The organism is Citrobacter enshiensis, from assembly GCF_029338175.1.
In the GTDB taxonomy this organism is placed as follows: Bacteria; Pseudomonadota; Gammaproteobacteria; order Enterobacterales; family Enterobacteriaceae; genus Citrobacter_D; species Citrobacter_D enshiensis.
The window spans coordinates 2,050,333-2,068,896 of sequence record NZ_CP119862.1 but is presented as its reverse complement, the minus strand read 5'-3'; the positions used below and the strand labels follow the sequence as shown (position 1 = coordinate 2,068,896).

The window sequence follows — 18,564 nt, the reverse complement described above, 5'->3', positions numbered from 1 at the left end:
AGGAACATTTTAAAAGGGTTAGTCGAAGCGCAACTGCGGCAGGACTTCCTTCACCTGGGCCAGATAATCACTGCGATCCGACCCTGTCAGCCCTTCAGTACGCGGCAGTTTCGCCGTCAGCGGGTTCACCGCCTGTTGGTTAACCCATACTTCGTAGTGCAGATGCGGACCGGTTGATCTTCCGGTATTCCCTGAAAGCGCGATGCGATCGCCGCGTTTCACTTTTTGCCCCGGTTTCACTAACAGTTTACGCAAGTGCATATAACGGGTGGCGTAGGTGCGTCCATGACGAATCGCGACGTAGTAACCCGCAGCACCGCTGCGTTTTGCCACTACCACTTCGCCGTCACCGACCGACAATACCGGCGTACCTTGCGGCATGGCGAAATCGACGCCTTTATGCGGCGCAACACGTCCTGTCACCGGGTTCAGACGACGAGGGTTGAAGTTGGACGAAATACGGAACTGTTTCGCCGTCGGGAAACGCATAAATCCTTTGGCAAGACCGGTACCGTTGCGATCGTAGAACTTTCCGTCCTCGGCGCGAATCGCGTAGTAGTCTTTCCCCTCAGAACGTAACCGCACGCCTAACAACTGGCTTTGCTCACGTTTGCCATCCAACATCTCACGTGACATCAGTACCGAAAACTCATCGCCTTTTTTCAGTTTGCGGAAGTCCATCTGCCACTGCATGGCTTTGATCACGGCGCTGATTTCCGCGCTGGTGAGTCCGGCCTCTTTCGCACTGGAGACAAAACTGCCGCCTACCGTGCCTTTCATCAGGCTGTTAACCCCAGTCACCTTGCTGCATCTCGCTGCTCATCTTGAAGCCATTAGCAGCCGTGCGATCGTAAGTGCGGGTTTCACGGCGGGAAACTTCCCAGGTCAGACGCTGTAAATCGCCGTCTGCGGTCAACGTCCAGGAGAGTTGCTGACCAATTTTCAGGTTACGCAATTCTTTGTCTGCGGCGGCAAGCTGGCTGATATCGCCCATTTCAATGCCGTACTGGTTCAGGATGCTGCTCAGCGTATCGCCGGTGGAGACCACATATTCGTGGACGCCTACCTCACCTGAGGTTTGTCATCCAGTTCATCCTGAGGAATCGCTTCATCTTCCTGCGCAGCCTGATCGATAGGTTCGCTCGCCTCAGGCAACAGCGACCGAATCTCACTTTTTTCCAGTTCGATGGTTTTGACGATCGGCGCGGACTCTGGGTGATAAACGTATGGGCGCCACACCGCGACAGCAAGTGTCAGAACAGTAAGGGACCCCAGCATGACGCGATGGGGTCTGGGCAGATTATTAAATGCCAGAGCGACAGAGCGGGCTATCTGTTGCACGTATTCACTTCCTCGTTAATCTCCTTTCAGGCAGCTCGCATACTGGTTCGCTAATTGAGTCAGAAACGCTGAATAGCTCGTTTTACCCAGTGCAATATGCGTTCCGAGGGGATCCAACGTTCCCATTCGAACGGATGTCCCTCTCGCAACGGCTTCAACGACCGCTGGCCTGAACTGTGGCTCAGCAAAAACGCAGGTTGCTTTTTGCTCAACCAACTGTGTTCTTATTTCATGTAAACGCTGCGCACCAGGTTGAATCTCAGGGTTGACGGTGAAGTGACCAAGCGGCGTCAGTCCGAAGTGTTTTTCGTAGTAACCATAAGCGTCATGAAAAACGAAGTACCCTTTCCCCTTGAGCGGTGCGAGCTCGTTACCGACCTGTTTATCGACCTGGGCTAATTGTGCCTCAAAATCCTTCAGGTTGGCGTCAAGTTTGGCTCGACTTTGCGGCATAAGTTCTACTAATTTATCATGGATTGCAACCGCTGAAGACCGCGCTATCTCTGGGGAAAGCCAAAGATGCATGTTGTAGTCGCCGTGATGGTGATGGTCGTCACCTTTTTCATCATGAGCAGGGTCATGATCATGCTCGTCATCGTCGTCGTCCCCCCCTTTCATGAGCAACGGTTTCACCGACGGAAGCTGCGCAATCGTTACCTGTTTTGCCTCTGGAATGTTCTTTACTGACTTTTCCATGAACGCTTCCATCTCTGGACCAATCCAGACAACTAAGTCCGCGCCCTGTAAGCGTTTTACGTCGGAAGGACGCAGTGAGTAATCATGTTCCGAGGCGCCATCCGGCAATAAAACCTCGGTCTCTGTTACACCATCTGCAATCGCGGAAGCGATGAACCCCAGGGGCTTAAGGGAGGCAACGACAGCGGCATTTGCGGCGTGTGTTGCACTCCCCCAAAGAGCAGCGGATAATGCTGCGAAAAGAAGCGTATTTTTATGTAACATAATGCAACGAATCATCGTAATGAATGTGTGAAATGTGATATTATAACATTCTATAACTTCTGCAAGCCTAAAATTGACATGACGACTTTGGTTTCACTGGAAAATGTCTCGGTCTCTTATGGTCAACGCCGCGTCCTTTCTGACGTGTCGCTTGAACTCAGACCCGGAAAAATTTTGACGCTCCTGGGGCCTAACGGTGCCGGGAAGTCCACCCTGGTACGTGTGGTATTAGGGCTCGTAACACCTGATGAAGGCGTTATCAAGCGTAACGGCCAGCTACGCGTCGGCTATGTCCCACAAAAACTGTATCTTGATACCACGCTCCCACTCACCGTAAACCGTTTTTTACGCTTACGTCCGGGCACGCATAAAACAGATATTCTTCCTGCCCTTAAACGCGTTCAGGCAGGCCATCTGATTAACGCGCCCATGCAAAAGTTATCCGGCGGGGAAACGCAGCGTGTCCTGTTGGCGCGGGCGTTATTGAATCAACCGCAGTTGCTGGTGCTTGATGAGCCGACGCAAGGCGTCGATGTCAACGGTCAGGTGGCTCTTTACGATCTCATCGACCAGTTGCGTCGCGAACTCGACTGCGCGGTGTTGATGGTGTCACATGACCTGCACCTGGTGATGGCCAAAACAGACGAAGTGCTGTGTCTGAATCACCATATTTGCTGCTCTGGTACGCCGGAAATTGTCTCAATGCATCCGGAGTTTATCTCCATGTTTGGACCGCGCGGCGCAGAGCAATTAGGCATTTATCGCCACCATCATAATCATCGCCATGATTTACAGGGCCGTATTGTATTGCGCCGGGGAAATGGTCACTCATGATTGAATTTTTGTTACCCGGCTGGTTCGCCGGGATCATGCTGGCCTGCGCCGCAGGTCCGTTAGGCTCATTCGTGGTCTGGCGTCGGATGTCGTATTTTGGCGATACGCTGGCGCACGCTTCGCTGTTAGGGCGTGGCATTTGGTCTGCTGCTGGATGTGAATCCGTTTTACGCGGTCATCGCCGTCACGCTGATGCTGGCGGCAGGTCTGGTGTGGCTTGAGAAACGCCCTCACCTGGCGATCGATACTCTGCTGGGCATTATGGCGCACAGCGCCCTGTCGCTGGGTCTGGTGGTGGTCAGCCTGATGTCGAACATCCGTGTCGATTTGATGGCCTATCTGTTTGGCGATTTACTGGCGGTAACGCCTGAAGATCTGATCTCCATCGCCATTGGCGTCGTCATTGTTCTGGCGATTTTGTTCTGGCAGTGGCGCAATTTGCTGTCCATGACCATCAGCCCGGACCTGGCGTTTGTTGATGGGGTGAAAATTCAGCGCGTGAAACTTCTGCTGATGCTGGTGACAGCGTTAACGATAGGGGTGGCAATGAAGTTTGTCGGCGCGCTGATCATCACCTCATTGCTGATTATCCCCGCAGCCACGGCACGTCGCTTTGCCCGTACGCCAGAGCAGATGGCAGGTGTTGCGGTGATTGTAGGAATGGTAGCGGTTACAGGCGGACTGACCTTTTCGGCATTTTATGACACGCCAGCTGGCCCCTCGGTCGTTCTGTGTGCTGCGCTGCTGTTTATCCTCACCATGATGAAAAAACAGGCCAACTGAGGCCTGTATTTTTGCCGGATAGCACTGCGTTTATCCGGCCTACGATTCGCTCTTTCCAGGCCGGATAAGATGCGTATCCGGCGCTACGCTCAGGGCATTTCCGGCGGCGTAATCCCAAAGTGATTCCACGCACGCACCGTCGCCATACGCCCACGCGGGGTACGCTGTAAAAAGCCCTGCTGAATCAGATAAGGTTCCAGTACGTCCTCAATAGTTTCGCGCTCTTCGCCGATAGCCGCAGCCAGGTTATCTAACCCGACAGGCCCACCGAAGAACTTATCGATCACCGCCAGCAGCAGTTTGCGGTCCATATAGTCGAACCCTTCCGCATCGACGTTGAGCATATCCAGCGCCTGGGCAGCAATATCCGCCGAGATGGTGCCGTCATGCTTCACTTCGGCAAAGTCACGCACGCGGCGCAGCAGACGGTTGGCGATACGTGGTGTACCGCGTGCGCGGCGGGCGACTTCCAGTGCGCCTTCATCGCTCATCTCCAGCCCCATATAACGCGCGCTACGCCCGACGATATGCTGCAGATCCGCAACCTGGTAAAACTCCAGACGCTGAACGATGCCAAAACGATCGCGCAACGGTGAGGTTAACGAACCCGCGCGGGTGGTTGCGCCAATCAGCGTAAAGGGAGGCAGATCGATTTTTATCGAGCGCGCCGCCGGACCTTCACCAATCATGATATCGAGCTGATAGTCCTCCATCGCCGGGTACAATACCTCTTCGACCACCGGAGACAGGCGGTGAATTTCGTCGATAAACAGAACGTCGTGCGGCTCGAGGTTAGTGAGCATCGCCGCCAGGTCCCCTGCTTTCTCCAGCACCGGACCGGAGGTGGTGCGCAGGTTCACCCCCATTTCATTAGCGACAATATTCGCCAGCGTGGTTTTACCCAGACCCGGCGGGCCGAAAATCAGCAGGTGGTCAAGCGCATCGCCGCGCAGTTTCGCCGCCTGGATAAAAATCTCCATCTGCGAGCGCACCTGCGGCTGGCCAACGTACTCCGCCAGCAGTTTGGGACGAATCGCCCGGTCTACCACATCTTCTGGTAACGTGCTTTCTGCTGAAATCAGGCGGTCTGCTTCTATCATCCTCTACCTCACAGCGCGGCGCGGAGCGCTTCGCGGATCAATGTTTCGCTGCTGGCATCCGGGCGGGCAATTTTGCTGACCATCCGGCTGGCTTCCTGAGGTTTATAGCCCAGCGCCACCAGCGCAGCAACCGCTTCCTGTTCAGCGTCATCCGTTGCCGGGCTGGCCGGAGAGGTCAGCACCAGATCGGCGGCAGGCGTAAACAGATCGCCATGCAAACCTTTGAAGCGATCTTTCATTTCGACAATCAGACGTTCAGCGGTTTTCTTACCAATGCCCGGCAGTTTCACCAGAGCGGCGGGATCTTCACGCTCGACGGCGTTAACAAACTGCGGTGCCGACATGCCGGAGAGGATCGCCAGCGCCAGCTTCGGGCCAACGCCGTTAGTCTTAATCAATTCTTTAAACAGGGTACGTTCCTGTTTGTTGTTAAAGCCATACAGCAGTTGGGCATCTTCACGCACCACAAAATGGGTGAAAATAATCGCCTCCTGCCCCGCTTCCGGCAGCTCATAGAAGCAGGTCATCGGCATATGCACTTCATAGCCGACGCCGCCCGTCTCCAGCAGTACCAACGGGGGTTGTTTTTCGAGAATAATGCCTCTGAGTCTGCCTATCACATGACGCTCCTGCGTTAATGGCTCTTGATACAAAGGTGTATCATAAAAAAATGCTGGATAGATATCCAGCGGGGATGAAATTAAAATCCAGAGTTCGCACAGCGTGCTAACGGAACAGGGCTGCGACAAGCCGTTATCTTCAGGACGCGCGTTTTCCATGGCGATGCTTTTCTGCCGTGGAGAGTGAATGCTTCGACATCCGGCGTAATTTAAACCAGTGCAAAGCCAGGGTAAGAAAAGCGAATGCGCTTATCGCCCAAATGACGATCAGCACCGGCAAAGGACTGACGTTAAAAAACACATTTTCGCAAGGTTTGCCGACCGCAGGTTTCTTTTTCACGATATTTACGCACATTGTGCTGGCGGGTTCTGTACGCGCGCCCTCGACATGGTAAGTCCAGGCTTTGTATGCCCCCCACCCGCTCAGGTCATAATCATATAATGCAGAACAATCTGTTCTGCCACCCCGGAGGTGGCTACAGGTGTTGGTTGTCCGACGTTCAAAACTGCTGGTGTAGCGCACGGCAGAAACGCTGGCTGTGGTGGTGATGCTATTGCGATGGTAATAGTATTCCATGAATGCCGCATAACCCGTATACAGTAGCAATAGCGTATAAAAGAACGCGATCGGTTTTCTGTACCGTTGGTAGTGCGTAATGAGGGCCCAGCAGGCAAATAGCAGTACCAGTGCATAAATAATTGGCATGAGGGTCTGGTTATCCATGTTGAAATGACTCTTCCGTGTCGCTTAACACGCGCGCATAACTACAAAACATAGTTTCCTTCAACGCTAATTGCACGCTATTTACCAGACTGATTCGTCATAAAGACCATACCTTCACCTGGCGAGTTGCATGCGTTTTTTGCTCATCGCTGCCGCGACCAGACTTTACCCAATCTGCATACTTTTCATCTAAAGACGCCCAAGGAGATACGTTTCTTTCCATTATTAATTACAGCCAAATAATATTTTTGTTTTATATCATGGTGGCGTCTGCCCATTATTAATTCGTTGCTAAACCCGCGTTATTATCAATTTCAACCGAAACCTGATTAGCGTAAATTGGGTATTCATTATAATTATTTCTATCGGGGGAACTCGGTAATTCAAAGCATCGCATAAAACATTCCTTGTCATTATTTAAATACAATGCTAGTTCTTTATCAGGATGAAAAAAGACGTTGTTTCCACATATCAATAATGGATTAGAACCGTGAAAATTAATTACCCTGCCAAATACGAGACCGGCGATATCGTATTTACCTGCATAGGTGCTCGTCTGTTTGGGCAGATCTCCGCGGCATCACAGTGCTGGAGTAATCATGTGGGGATTATTGTGGGACACAATGGCGATGATTATCTGGTGGCGGAAAGCCGCGTGCCGCTCTCGACGGTCACCACGATGTCGCGTTTTATTCAGCGCTCTACCGATCAACGTTATGCCGTCCGTCGTCTGGCTGGCGGATTAACGACAGAACAGAAACTGTCGCTGGTCGAAAAGGTCCCTGGCCGCCTGCATAAACTCTATCACACCGGCTTTAAATACGACTCTGCACGTCAGTTCTGCTCCAAGTTCGTCTTCGATATTTATAAAGAGGCATTATGCATTTCGGTCGGGGAAATAGAGACATTTGAAAATCTGTTGCACAGCAACCCGAACGCAAAACTTGCCTTCTGGAAGTTCTGGTTTTTAGGTTCAATTCCGTGGGAACGTAAAACCGTGACCCCTGCCAGCCTGTGGCATCATCCGAATTTAGTACTGATTAATGCTAGTGGGATAGAAACGTCTCAGCCAGCAGTGGCTGAGACGTTATAGCTATCGGCAGCCGTCCACGCGCCAGATTGAGTCTGGAGTCGCTCATTTGCATTGCGTTTTGGCTAACATGGCAGTGGGTGATAGCAATAGCCAGCGCATCGGCGGCATCCGCCTGCGGATTAGCGGGGAGTTTAAGCAAGGTACGCACCATATGCTGCACCTGACTTTTCTCCGCACTGCCGATCCCAACAACGGTCTGCTTCACCTGACGCGCCGCATATTCAAACACCGGCAGATCCTGGTTTACAGCGGCGACAATCGCCACACCACGCGCCTGCCCCAGCTTGAGCGCGGAATCCGCGTTCTTCGCCATAAATACCTGCTCAATGGCAAAGTAGTCCGGCTGAAACTGGGTAATGATTTCCGACACGCCCGCATAAATCAGCTTCAGGCGCGATGGTAAATCATCCACTTTGGTACGAATACATCCGCTGCCCAGGTAGGTCAGTTGCCTGCCCACCTGGCGAATCACACCATAACCGGTGATGCGCGAGCCCGGGTCAATGCCGAGAATAATGGACATCACGCATCTCCTGTTATCTTATCGCGCAACCACGTCATTCTAACGTAGCGGCAACCTCATCAGAGATCTCACCGTTGTGGTAAACTTCCTGAACATCGTCACAGTCTTCCAGCAGGTCGATCAGACGCATCAGTTTAGGTGCAGTTTCCGCATCCATATCCGCTTTGGTCGACGGGATCATAGAGACTTCAGCGCTGTCGGCTTTCAGACCGGCGGCTTCCAGTGCGTCACGCACTTTGCCCATCTCTTCCCACGCGGTATAGACATCAATCGCGCCGTCGTCAAAGGTCACAACGTCTTCAGCACCGGCTTCCAGCGCCGCTTCCATGATGGTGTCTTCGTCGCCCTTTTCAAAGGAGATAATCCCTTTTTTGCTGAACAGGTAAGCAACGGAACCGTCAGTACCGAGGTTGCCGCCGGTTTTGCTGAATGCGTGACGCACTTCCGCTACCGTACGGTTACGGTTGTCGGACCAGACATTCAATCATCACCGCGGTGCCGCCTGGACCATAACCTTCATAGATGATGGTTTCCATATTCGCATCATCATCACCGCCCACGCCACGCGCGAATTGCACGGTTCAGCGTGTCACGCGTCATGTTGTTAGACAGCGCTTTATCTACAGCCGCACGCAGACGCGGGTTCGCATCCGGATCGCCGCCGCCCAGTTTGGCCGCCGTCACCAGCTCACGAATGATCTTGGTGAAAATCTTGCCGCGCTTAGAATCCTGCGCAGCTTTACGATGTCTGGTGTTGGCCCATTTACTATGACCTGCCATAAATAGTATCTCCAAAAAGCGCGCCTTCTCAGGCGACGTTAATAACAAATTCTTCAATCGCCTGCCGATTACTCCACGACTTGGTTAACTGTGCAGCCTCAGCCGCATTAACCCAACGATAAGTCAGATGTTCGGTGAACACGATCTCTCGTTCAGAGGGAAGTGCCAGGCAAAACCAGGATTCGGTATTACGTTCGATTCCCGGCGCATAGCGATGACGTAAATGGCGAAAAATCTCAAACTCCACCGTGCGCTGGCAGTCAATTAAGGTCAGTTGCTCTGTCGCAACATCAATGGTGACCTCTTCCTTTACTTCGCGCATGGCGGCTTGCGACGCGGTTTCACCCTCTTCAAGGCTGCCGGTGACCGACTGCCAGAAATCAGGATCGTCGCGTCGCTGTAACATCAGCACCCGCTTCGTATCTTGGGCAAAAATAACAACCAGAACCGAAACGGGACGCTTATACACTTTATCCTTCACGCTGCCTCTTTGTTGGCTGCCATCGTTCATCCCATTCACATAGCTATCTATGCTCATGGGTATTCACTCAGTTGCCGCCGCGATGCAACGCGAATGATTTCGTGTACAGCAGCCATATCAGTTATTCTCGGCCTTCTTCACAACCTGAATGCTCAGTTCCGCCAGAGCGGCTTCATTCGCAAAGCTTGGCGCTTCAGTCATCAGACACGCTGCAGCCGTAGTTTTCGGGAAGGCGATAACGTCACGAATGTTATCGGTACCGGTCAGCAGCATGGTCAGACGATCCAGACCAAACGCCAGACCCGCATGTGGCGGAGTACCGTATTTCAGCGCATCCAGCAGGAAGCCAAATTTCTCGCGCTGCTCTTGTTCGTTAATACCCAGAATGCCTAAACACGGTTTGCTGCATTTCGCCGTTGTGGATACGGACGGAGCCGCCGCCCACTTCGTAGCCATTGATCACCATATCGTACGCGTTGGCAACGGCATCTTCCGGCGCGGCTTTCAGCTCAGCAGCGGTCATGTCTTTCGGTGCAGTAAACGGATGATGCATCGCCGTCAGGCCGCCTTCACCGTCGTCTTCAAACATTGGGAAGTCGATAACCCACAGCGGCGCCCATTTTGTTTCGTCGGTCAGGCTGAGATCTTTACCCAGTTTCAGACGCAGCGCGCCCATAGAATCGGCAACCACTTTCTTGTTGTCAGCGCCGAAGAAAATCATATCGCCATCTTGCGCAGCGGTACGATCCAGAATGGCTTCCACGATTTCAGCATTGAGGAACTTGGCAACAGGGCTGTTGATCCCTTCCAGACCTTTCGCACGCTCGGTGACTTTAATGTAAGCCAAACCTTTCGCACCGTAGATCTTGATAAAGTTACCGTAATCGTCAATCTGCTTACGGCTTAAGCTGGCACCACCCGGCACACGCAGAGCCGCCACGCGACCTTTCGCATCGTTCGCCGGACCGGAGAATACGGCGAAATCGACGGATTTCAGCAGATCGGCAACATCCACCAGTTCCATTGGGTTACGCAGATCCGGTTTATCGGAACCGTAACGACGCTCAGCTTCAGCGAAAGTCATGATCGGGAAATCACCCAGATCCACACCTTTCACTTCCTGCCACAGATTACGCACCAGCGCTTCCATCACTTCACGCACCTGCGGTGCCGTCATGAAGGAGGTTTCCACGTCGACCTGGGTAAATTCAGGCTGGCGATCGGCACGTAAATCTTCGTCGCGGAAGCATTTTACGATCTGATAATAGCGGTCAAAGCCAGACATCATCAGCAGCTGTTTAAACAGCTGAGGAGACTGCGGCAGCGCGTAGAATTTCCCTTTGTGAACGCGCGAAGGCACCAGATAGTCACGCGCGCCTTCCGGCGTGGCTTTGGTCAGCATCGGGGTTTCGATGTCGAGGGAAACCGTGGTCGTCCATAAAACGACGCACCAGGCTGGTAATTTTGGCACGCGTTTTCAGGCGCTGCGCCATTTCCGGACGACGCAGATCCAGATAGCGATACTTCAGACGCGCTTCTTCGGTATTGACGTGGTTAGAGTCCAGCGGCAGTGATTCTGAACGGTTGATGATGGTCAGATCGGACGCCAGTACTTCAATTTCGCCGGTCGCCATATCGGCGTTAACGTTTTTTGCGTCACGCGCACGTACGGTACCCGTAACCTGGATGCAGAACTCATTACGCAGTTCGGAGGCCAGCTTTAATGCGTCCGCACGATCCGGATCGAAAAACACCTGCACGATACCTTCGCGGTCGCGCATATCGATAAAGATCAGGCTACCAAGAGTCACGACGACGGTTGACCCAACCACACAGAGTCACCTGCTGCCCCTCGTGGGACAGACGTAGCTGTCCGCAATATTCTGTACGCATGAGATATCCCTTAACTTTGCCGCAGGTGACGAAGTCGCCTGCCTCGCAGGTGACGAAGTCGCAGCGTTAGCTGAATGTCACAACTGAATGAAAAAAGGCGGCTATTATACTGGAAATTCTGCCGCACGATAAGAGTCTATCCCATCAAGGTACAATTACTTACCACTTTGAACCAGGACAGACTCCGAACCAGACACTGACTGTACGCGTGTTTGCGATCCAGGTATTGCGTATACGCAAAAAAATTAACAAAATTTGTTGCCCCTCGCCTCCAGGACCGCGACTAAGATAGACCGGAATAGCATTGAAAATACGGGAGTCATCATGCTGGAACTGAACGCCTCAACCACCGCGCTGGTGGTCATTGATTTGCAGGAGGGCATTTTACCCTTCGCCGGAGGCCCACATGCCGCACAGGAGGTCGTGGATCGCGCCGCGCGTCTGGCGGAAAAATTCCGTGCTCACGGCTCACCGGTGGTGATGGTGCGTGTCGGCTGGTCGCCGGATTACGCAGAAGCATTAAAACAGCCCGTCGATGCCCCATCCCCGGCGAAAGCGTTGCCGGAAAACTGGTGGCGCTACCCGGCCGCATTAGGCAAAGCCGACAGCGATCTTGAGGTCACGAAACGCCAGTGGGGGGCGTTCTACGGCACAGACCTGGAACTGCAACTGCGCCGTCGCGGCATTGACACGCTCGTCCTGTGCGGGATCTCCACCAATATCGGCGTGGAATCCACAGCCCGTAACGCCTGGGAACTGGGCTTTCGGCTGATCATTGCCGAAGATGCCTGCAGCGCGGCAAGTACCGAGCAACACCAGAGCAGCGTCACGCACATTTTCCCGCGCATTGCCCGGGTGCGTCGCGTGGAAGAGATCCTACAGGTACTATGATTTACATCGGCTTACCGCAATGGTCGCACCCAAAGTGGGTGCGACTGGGGATTACCAGCCTTGAAGAATATGCTCGCCACTTCAATTGTGTGGAGGGTAATACCACCTTGTACGCGCTTCCTAAAGCCGAGGTCGTTGAACGCTGGTACGCGCAGACAACCGATGATTTTCGTTTCTGTTTTAAGTTTCCGGCGACCATCACGCATCAAGCCGCGCTGAAAACTGTGACGATTTAGTGCTGGAGTTTTTGACCCGCATGTCGCCGCTGGAGGGACGCATTGGTCAGTACTGGCTCCAGCTCCCCGCCACATTTTCACCTCGCGATCTCCCTGCATTGTGGCAATTTCTTGACGCCCTGCCCGGGCGATTCACTTACGGTGTTGAAGTCCGTCATCCGGGTTTCTTTGCAAAAGGAGAAGAGGAACAACAGCTCAATCGTGGTTTACACGAGAGAGGGGTAAACCGGGTCATTCTCGACAGCCGTCCAGTCCATGCCGCCCGCCCTCACAATGAGGCGATACGCGAGGCGCAGCGCAAGAAACCCAGAGTCCCTGTACATGCTGTTGTCACTGCCGGTCACCCGATGGTGCGATTTATCGGCAGCGATGACATGGTACAAAATCGTGATTTTTTCACCGCCTGGTTAAACAAATTACCGCTCTGGGAACAGTCCACGACGCCCTGGTTGTTTTTACACACGCCCGATATCGCGCAGGCTCCGGAGTTAGTGGACGCAATCTGGCAGGATTTACATGCCGTTATTCCTGGTATTGGCGCCGCACCGTCTATTCCACAGCAATCTTCTCTTTTCTGAAAATGCCACCTATCATAGACAGTGCCATCAGCCATTTTAAAGGGAGTTTGTATGGTAAGCGCGCTATATGCCGTATTGGGTGCGTTATTGTTGATGAAGTTCTCCTTTGACGTTGTTCGTCTGCGGATGCAGTAACCGCGTTGCCTATGGTGACGGCGGGCTTTAGCGAGCTACAAAGCGCGATTCGCATTCATGGCAATGCGGTGGAATACATTCCGGTTGCGCTTGTGCTGCTGCTGTTTATGGAGATGAACGGTGCGGAAACATGGATGGTACACATCTGCGGCCTGATCCTCATTGCCGGTCGACTCATGCATTATTACGGATTCCATCACCGGCTTTTTCGCTGGCGGCGTTCTGGTATGAGCGCAACCTGGTGCGCCCTGTTGCTGATGGTGCTGACAAATCTCTGGTATATGCCCTGGGAGTTGGTTTTCTCCCTGCATTAGCGCACAATACGCCCCTTTATTTTTCCCGGATTTTTACGTTATGTCTCACCGCGACACGCTTTTTTCTGCGCCTATCGCCAGTCTGGGTGACTGGACCTTTGATGAACGGGTAGCCGAAGTCTTCCCGGATATGATCCAGCGTTCCGTTCCTGGCTACTCCAACATTATCTCGATGATTGGCATGCTGGCTGAACGTTTTGTCAAACCCAACACGCAGGTCTACGATCTGGGCTGTTCTTTGGGCGCAGCGACGCTCTCGGTGCGTCGCAACATCCATCATGACAATTGCAAGATCGTTGCCATCGACAACTCTCCGGCGATGATTGAACGCTGCCGCCGCCACATTGATGCCTACCAAAGCCCCGACCCCGGTAGAAATTGTGGAAGGCGATATTCGTCATGTCGCTATCGAAAACGCCTCGATGGTGGTGCTGAATTTTACCCTGCAATTCCTTGAACCGCCTGAGCGCCAGGCATTGCTGGATAAGATTTATCAGGGATTGAATCCGGGCGGCGCACTGGTGCTGTCAGAGAAGTTCAGTTTTGAAGATGCGCAGGTCGGCGAATTGCTGTTCAACATGCATCATGACTTCAAGCGCGCCAACGGCTACAGCGAGCTGGAAATCAGCCAGAAGCGCAGCATGCTGGAAAACGTCATGCTGACCGATTCCGTCGAAACCCATAAAGCGCGTCTGCGTCAGGCCGGATTCGAACACAGCGAACTGTGGTTCCAGTGCTTCAACTTTGGTTCTCTGGTGGCGCTAAAAGCTGAGGTTTCCGCATGATCGAGTTCGGAAACTTTTATCAGCTGATTGCCAAAAATCACCTTTCCCACTGGCTTGAAACCCTGCCCGCACAAATTGCGAGCTGGCAGCGCGATCAGCATGGTCTGTTTAAAACAGTGGTCAAACGCGGTTGAATTTCTGCCAGAGTTAACGCCGCACCGTCTGGATCTGCTGCACAGCGTCACCGCCGAAAGCGAAGAGCCGCTCAGCGAAGGCCAGCTTAAACGTATCGATACCCTGATGCGCAACCTGATGCCGTGGCGTAAAGGCCCGTACTCGTTGTATGGCGTCAATATTGATACCGAATGGCGTTCTGACTGGAAGTGGGATCGCGTACTGCCGCATCTGTCCGATCTTACCGGTCGCACGATTCTGGATGTGGGCTGCGGCAGCGGCTATCACATGTGGCGCATGATTGGCGCTGGCGCACATCTCGCCGTCGGGATCGACCCAACGCAGTTGTTCCTGTGCCAGTTTGAAGCGGTGCGGAAATTGTTGGGTAACGATCAGCGTGCGCATCTGCTGCCGCTGGGTATCGAACAACTGCCCGCGCTGAATGCGTTTGATACCGTATTTTCAATGGGCGTGCTTTATCATCGCCGCTCGCCGCTGGAGCACCTGTGGCAGTTAAAAGATCAGCTGGTCAAAGACGGTGAACTGGTGCTTGAGACGCTGGTCGTCGAGGGCGATGAAAATACCGTTCTGGTGCCGGGCGATCGCTACGCGCAGATGCGTAACGTCTACTTTATTCCTTCCGCGCTGGCGTTAAAAAACTGGCTGGAGAAATGCGGTTTTGTCGATGTGCGTATCGCGGACGTGTGTGTGACGTCAACCGAAGAGCAGCGTCGTACCGAATGGATGGTGACCGAGTCGCTGGCCGATTTCCTTGACCCGAACGACAGCAGCAAAACGGTCGAGGGTTACCCTGCCCCTCTGCGTGCGGTATTAATTGCGCGTAAACCGTAACGCTGGATTTCTCTAAAATAGTTCAGGCGACCAACGCAGTTACAGCCCGAAATAGGCAGGAGAAAGATAAAAAAAGGCCCCTGTTGAAATTGCAGGGGCCTGGTACGAGCAAGCATCATATTGGGCGACATGATGCAACGGTAAAAATCAGTTGGCCTGATGACGAACAATGATTCCTTTCATCTCTGCAACCGCCGCCCCGTCAACCACACTGCGGGAATATTCATCCGCTTGCGTATCCGCTGACATCGACAGTCCCTGATTGCGATAACGCATTGGCGAGGCAACCTGGGTTCCGGCAGAACTGTGTACTTCCCTGACACCTGCATTCAGGAAATCCTGCAAATTTTTTGCACGAACCCCTGCTCCGGCCATAATTATTGGAGCACCGGCTTGTGCAATTAGTTCCATAATTATTGGTAAACCTTGCAGTGCGTCAGATTTTTGTCCGGATGTCAGCACTCTCGCGACACCCAAATCCGCCAGATTCTTAAGCGCATTTAATGGATTGGCGCACATATCGAAGGCGCGATGAAACGTCACGGCCAACGGTCCGGCGGCAGCCATTATTTTTTCCATTCGCGGCATATCCACGTTGCCGTCCACATCCAGAACGCCAACCACCAGTCCAGGAAAGCCTAATTCTCTGACCGTACGCACATCTTCCAGCATGGCGGCAAATTCACCGTCGCTATAACAAAAATCACCGCCGCGCGGACGAATAATCGGATGCACGGGAATCGTCACCTGTTGACGAACCGAACGCAGCACCCCCAACGAAGGCGTCAGTCCGCCCTCTTTCGGCGCTGAACACAACTCGATCCGATCGGCACCGTTTTGCTGCGCCGTTAACGCGCACTCCATGCTATAACAACAAATCTCGAGCAATGCCATACTCACTCCTTTTCCAGAACCGTTTTATCATGCCATGCCTGTTTGCGCTAAACGTCGCAGACGCTCACAAACTCAATGCTCTGACCGTTCGCTTGCTACAATGGCTTCAATCGACCACGGGTGAAATTTGATGGTGACCTTGCCATCCGTCACCGCCAGCGTCGGGTTCGGCAGTCGTTCGTGCTCGCCTTTGGGCGAACTGGTTTTCACAAAAATCCCCGGCTGGCTTAAGCCATCGTCAGAGAGCAGCGCCAGCGCCCGGGCATTCAGACTTTCTGGCTCACCGGGGCAGCACAATTTCAATGTGTTCCCAGCCTTCATGCGGGGTAGCGCTTTTCGCCCGGCCACGGTAATTCCACAACGCTGAATTGCCAGTGTCCGACACAAACAAGCGTCTTCAATTTGAACAGACAGATCGGTCTGCCGTTGATGATATTCTCCGACAGGAGTTCGCCGCACTGCTCAAACCCACGGCGCCACCGCTCTGCGGTCGCATTCTGATGGCAACGAAGAGAGATATGGTCGGCCTCAAGAGGCGCCAGATCCAGACCAAGGCGAGTAGAAAGCGCCTTTAACGCCAGCGTAAAACGCGGTAAATCCGCGGAAATATCATGCAGTTCGTCAATAAATTGCCAGTTCGCCATTTTGGATACTCTTCTTCATCTTCAAAGCCGCTAATTTACTCTGTTGCGTGGCGGCAACCAACCGCTGATTGTGGCCAAGGCGCCATGAAGACTTATGCCTCATTGTGTTGAGGTGATTTCAGAGCAGCGACGACATGCGCCAGGGCTGACGCAAACGGGCATTTGCAGTATACTCCCGCCCTAAATTCTTAAACTGGTGCGGGCACAGTCAACCCGCGTCTTAAACGTAAGGTATTCCGGTGAATATTCAGGCTCTTCTCTCAGAAAAAGTCCGTCAGGCCATGATTGCTGCAGGCGCGCCTGCAGATTGCGAACCCCAGGTTCGTCAGTCAGCAAAAGTACAGTTCGGCGACTATCAGGCCAACGGCATGATGGCAGTTGCTAAAAAACTGGGTATGGCGCCGCGACAACTTGCAGAGCAGGTGCTGACTCATCTGGATCTCAACGGCATCGCCAGCAAGGTTGAAATTGCCGGTCCGGGCTTTATCAATATTTTCCTCGATGCGGCATTTCTTGCTGAAAACGTACAGCAGGCGCTGACCAGTGACCGTCTGGGTGTCGCTCTCCCCGAAAAGCAGACTGTCGTGGTGGATTACTCTGCGCCTAACGTCGCCAAAGAGATGCACGTCGGCCACCTGCGCTCGACAATAATCGGTGACGCGGCCGTGCGTACCCTGGAGTTTCTGGGTCACCGTGTGATTCGCGCCAACCACGTCGGCGACTGGGGCACGCAGTTTGGTATGCTCATCGCCTGGCTGGAAAAACAGCAGCAGGAAAATGCCGGTGAAATGGCGCTGGCAGACCTGGAAGGTTTCTATCGTGATGCGAAAAAACATTACGACGAAGATGAAGAATTCGCCGAGCGCGCCCGTAGCTATGTGGTGAAATTACAAGGCGGCGACACCTATTTCCGTGAGATGTGGCGCAAACTGGTCGACATCACCATGACGCAAAACCCGTTAACCTACGATCGTCTGAACGTGACGCTGACACGTGACGACGTGATGGGCGAGAGCCTGTACAACCCAATGCTGCCGGGTATCGTTGCCGATCTGAAAGCTAAAGGCCTGGCCGTTGAAAGCGAAGGCGCGACGGTGGTGTTTCTTGATGAGTACAAAACAAGGAAGGCGAACCGATGGGCGTCATCATTCAGAAGAAGATGGCGGCTACCTCTATACCACCACTGACATTGCCTGCGCCAAATACCGCTATGAAACGCTGCATGCCGATCGCGTGCTGTACTACATCGACTCCCGCCAGCATCAGCACCTGATGCAGGCATGGACTATCGTGCGTAAAGCGGGCTATGTGCCGGACTCCGTACCACTGGAACACCACATGTTCGGCATGATGCTGGGCAAAGACGGTAAACCGTTCAAAACCCGCGCGGCGGCACGGTGAAACTGGCTGACCTGCTGGACGAAGCGCTGGAACGCGCACGCCGTCTGGTGGCGGAGAAGAATCCTGACATGCCTGCTGATGAGCTGGAAAAACTGGCAAACGCCGTCGGCATCGGCGCGGTGAAATATGCGGATCTCTCCAAAAACCGGACCACCGACTACATCTTCGACTGGGACAACATGCTGGCGTTTGAAGGCAACACGGGCGCCGTACATGCAGTACGCTTACACCGCTGTACTGTCGGTATTCCGTAAAGCAGAAATCGATGAAGACGCGCTGGCGACGGCACCGGTTATCATCAGCGAAGATCGCGAAGCGCAGTTAGCCGCTCGCCTGCTGCAGTTTGAAGAGACGCTGACGGTGGTCGCGCGTGAAGGTACGCCGCACGTCATGTGTGCCTATCTGTACGATCTCGCCGGTCTGTTCTCCGGTTTCTATGAGCACTGCCCGATCCTGAGCGCAGAAAGCGAAACCGTACGTAACAGCCGTCTGAAACTGGCGCAGCTGACGGCGAAAACGCTGAAGCTGGGTCTGGATACGCTGGGTATCGAAACCGTAGAACGTATGTAAGCCAGTACGCTTTACACT

General features: G+C 53.4%; 10 protein-coding genes and 10 pseudogenes. 9 read left to right on the top strand and 11 right to left on the bottom strand.

The features are described from left to right. Nucleotides 1–18 precede the first annotated feature (18 nt). Both mepM and znuA read right to left on the bottom strand, forming a co-directional pair. Nucleotides 19–1,341 (bottom strand): annotated as a pseudogene (gene mepM, locus P2W74_RS10055) (murein DD-endopeptidase MepM). 15 nt (nt 1,342–1,356) lie between these two features. Beyond that, nucleotides 1,357–2,301, bottom strand: coding sequence for a zinc ABC transporter substrate-binding protein ZnuA (gene znuA, locus P2W74_RS10050; RefSeq protein WP_276294837.1), 945 nt, complete (start codon nt 2,299–2,301; stop codon nt 1,357–1,359). Nucleotides 2,302–2,379: 78 nt separating this feature from the next. Between znuA and znuC the strand changes: the two genes are divergently transcribed. After that, complete coding sequence (gene znuC / locus P2W74_RS10045) at nt 2,380–3,135, top strand: zinc ABC transporter ATP-binding protein ZnuC (RefSeq protein WP_276294836.1); 756 nt, start codon at nt 2,380–2,382, stop codon at nt 3,133–3,135. Further along, nucleotides 3,132–3,918, top strand: a pseudogene (gene znuB / locus P2W74_RS10040) (zinc ABC transporter permease subunit ZnuB). Before znuC ends, znuB begins: the two are co-directional and overlap by 4 nt. Before the next feature lie 89 nt (nt 3,919–4,007). Here znuB and ruvB read toward each other — a convergent pair. The 3 genes from ruvB to P2W74_RS10025 all read right to left on the bottom strand — a co-directional run bounded on the left by ruvB (nt 4,008) and on the right by P2W74_RS10025 (nt 6,344). Then, nucleotides 4,008–5,018, bottom strand: coding sequence for a Holliday junction branch migration DNA helicase RuvB (gene ruvB / locus P2W74_RS10035; protein WP_276294835.1), 1,011 nt, complete (start codon nt 5,016–5,018; stop codon nt 4,008–4,010). A gap of 8 nt (nt 5,019–5,026) precedes the next feature. Then, the gene (ruvA, locus tag P2W74_RS10030) at nt 5,027–5,638 is read right to left on the bottom strand and encodes a Holliday junction branch migration protein RuvA (RefSeq protein WP_276294834.1); all 612 of its coding nucleotides are present in this window, start codon (nt 5,636–5,638) and stop codon (nt 5,027–5,029) included. Nucleotides 5,639–5,777: 139 nt separating this feature from the next. Beyond that, nucleotides 5,778–6,344 carry a hypothetical protein gene (locus P2W74_RS10025; protein ID WP_276294833.1) on the bottom strand — a complete coding sequence of 189 codons (567 nt, stop codon included), beginning with the start codon at nt 6,342–6,344 and terminating at the stop codon, nt 5,778–5,780. A 508-nt stretch (nt 6,345–6,852) separates the two neighbouring features. Here P2W74_RS10025 and P2W74_RS10020 point away from each other — a divergent pair. Next, the gene (locus P2W74_RS10020; protein ID WP_276294832.1) at nt 6,853–7,455 is read left to right on the top strand and encodes a YebB family permuted papain-like enzyme; all 603 of its coding nucleotides are present in this window, start codon (nt 6,853–6,855) and stop codon (nt 7,453–7,455) included. On the opposite strand, the gene ruvC is transcribed toward P2W74_RS10020, so the two are convergent. The 4 genes and pseudogenes from ruvC to aspS form a co-directional block, all read right to left on the bottom strand. Beyond that, complete coding sequence (gene ruvC / locus P2W74_RS10015; protein WP_276294831.1) at nt 7,409–7,978, bottom strand: crossover junction endodeoxyribonuclease RuvC; 570 nt, start codon at nt 7,976–7,978, stop codon at nt 7,409–7,411. The genes P2W74_RS10020 and ruvC overlap by 47 nt on opposite strands. Before the next feature lie 34 nt (nt 7,979–8,012). After that, nucleotides 8,013–8,758 (bottom strand): annotated as a pseudogene (locus P2W74_RS10010) (YebC/PmpR family DNA-binding transcriptional regulator). A gap of 28 nt (nt 8,759–8,786) precedes the next feature. Beyond that, nucleotides 8,787–9,239, bottom strand: coding sequence for a dihydroneopterin triphosphate diphosphatase (gene nudB, locus P2W74_RS10005; RefSeq protein WP_276295165.1), 453 nt, complete (start codon nt 9,237–9,239; stop codon nt 8,787–8,789). 117 nt (nt 9,240–9,356) lie between these two features. Then, nucleotides 9,357–11,132, bottom strand: a pseudogene (gene aspS, locus P2W74_RS10000) (aspartate--tRNA ligase). A gap of 324 nt (nt 11,133–11,456) precedes the next feature. On the opposite strand from aspS, the gene P2W74_RS09995 reads away from it, so the two are divergent. The 5 genes and pseudogenes from P2W74_RS09995 (at nt 11,457) to cmoB (ending at nt 15,037) form a co-directional block, all read left to right on the top strand. Continuing rightward, nucleotides 11,457–12,023 carry a hydrolase gene (locus tag P2W74_RS09995; protein WP_276294830.1) on the top strand — a complete coding sequence of 189 codons (567 nt, stop codon included), beginning with the start codon at nt 11,457–11,459 and terminating at the stop codon, nt 12,021–12,023. Beyond that, nucleotides 12,020–12,837, top strand: a pseudogene (locus P2W74_RS09990) (DUF72 domain-containing protein). The gene P2W74_RS09995 and the pseudogene P2W74_RS09990 overlap by 4 nt, the downstream one beginning before the upstream one ends. A gap of 51 nt (nt 12,838–12,888) precedes the next feature. Further along, nucleotides 12,889–13,286: pseudogene (locus P2W74_RS09985) on the top strand (MAPEG family protein). Nucleotides 13,287–13,326: 40 nt separating this feature from the next. Beyond that, nucleotides 13,327–14,071, top strand: a pseudogene (gene cmoA / locus P2W74_RS09980) (carboxy-S-adenosyl-L-methionine synthase CmoA). Further along, nucleotides 14,068–15,037 (top strand): annotated as a pseudogene (gene cmoB, locus P2W74_RS09975) (tRNA 5-methoxyuridine(34)/uridine 5-oxyacetic acid(34) synthase CmoB). Before cmoA ends, cmoB begins: the two co-directional pseudogenes overlap by 4 nt. Nucleotides 15,038–15,184: 147 nt before the next feature. Here the strand turns inward: cmoB and cutC are convergent. Then, on the bottom strand, nt 15,185–15,931 hold the full coding sequence (gene cutC / locus P2W74_RS09970) for a copper homeostasis protein CutC (protein WP_276294829.1): 747 nt from the start codon (nt 15,929–15,931) through the stop codon (nt 15,185–15,187). Between the two features lie 72 nt (nt 15,932–16,003). Further along, nucleotides 16,004–16,575, bottom strand: a pseudogene (locus P2W74_RS09965) (VOC family protein). A 239-nt stretch (nt 16,576–16,814) separates the two neighbouring features. On the opposite strand from P2W74_RS09965, the pseudogene argS reads away from it, so the two are divergent. Then, a pseudogene (gene argS / locus P2W74_RS09960) lies at nt 16,815–18,546 on the top strand (arginine--tRNA ligase). Nucleotides 18,547–18,564: the final 18 nt, after the last annotated feature.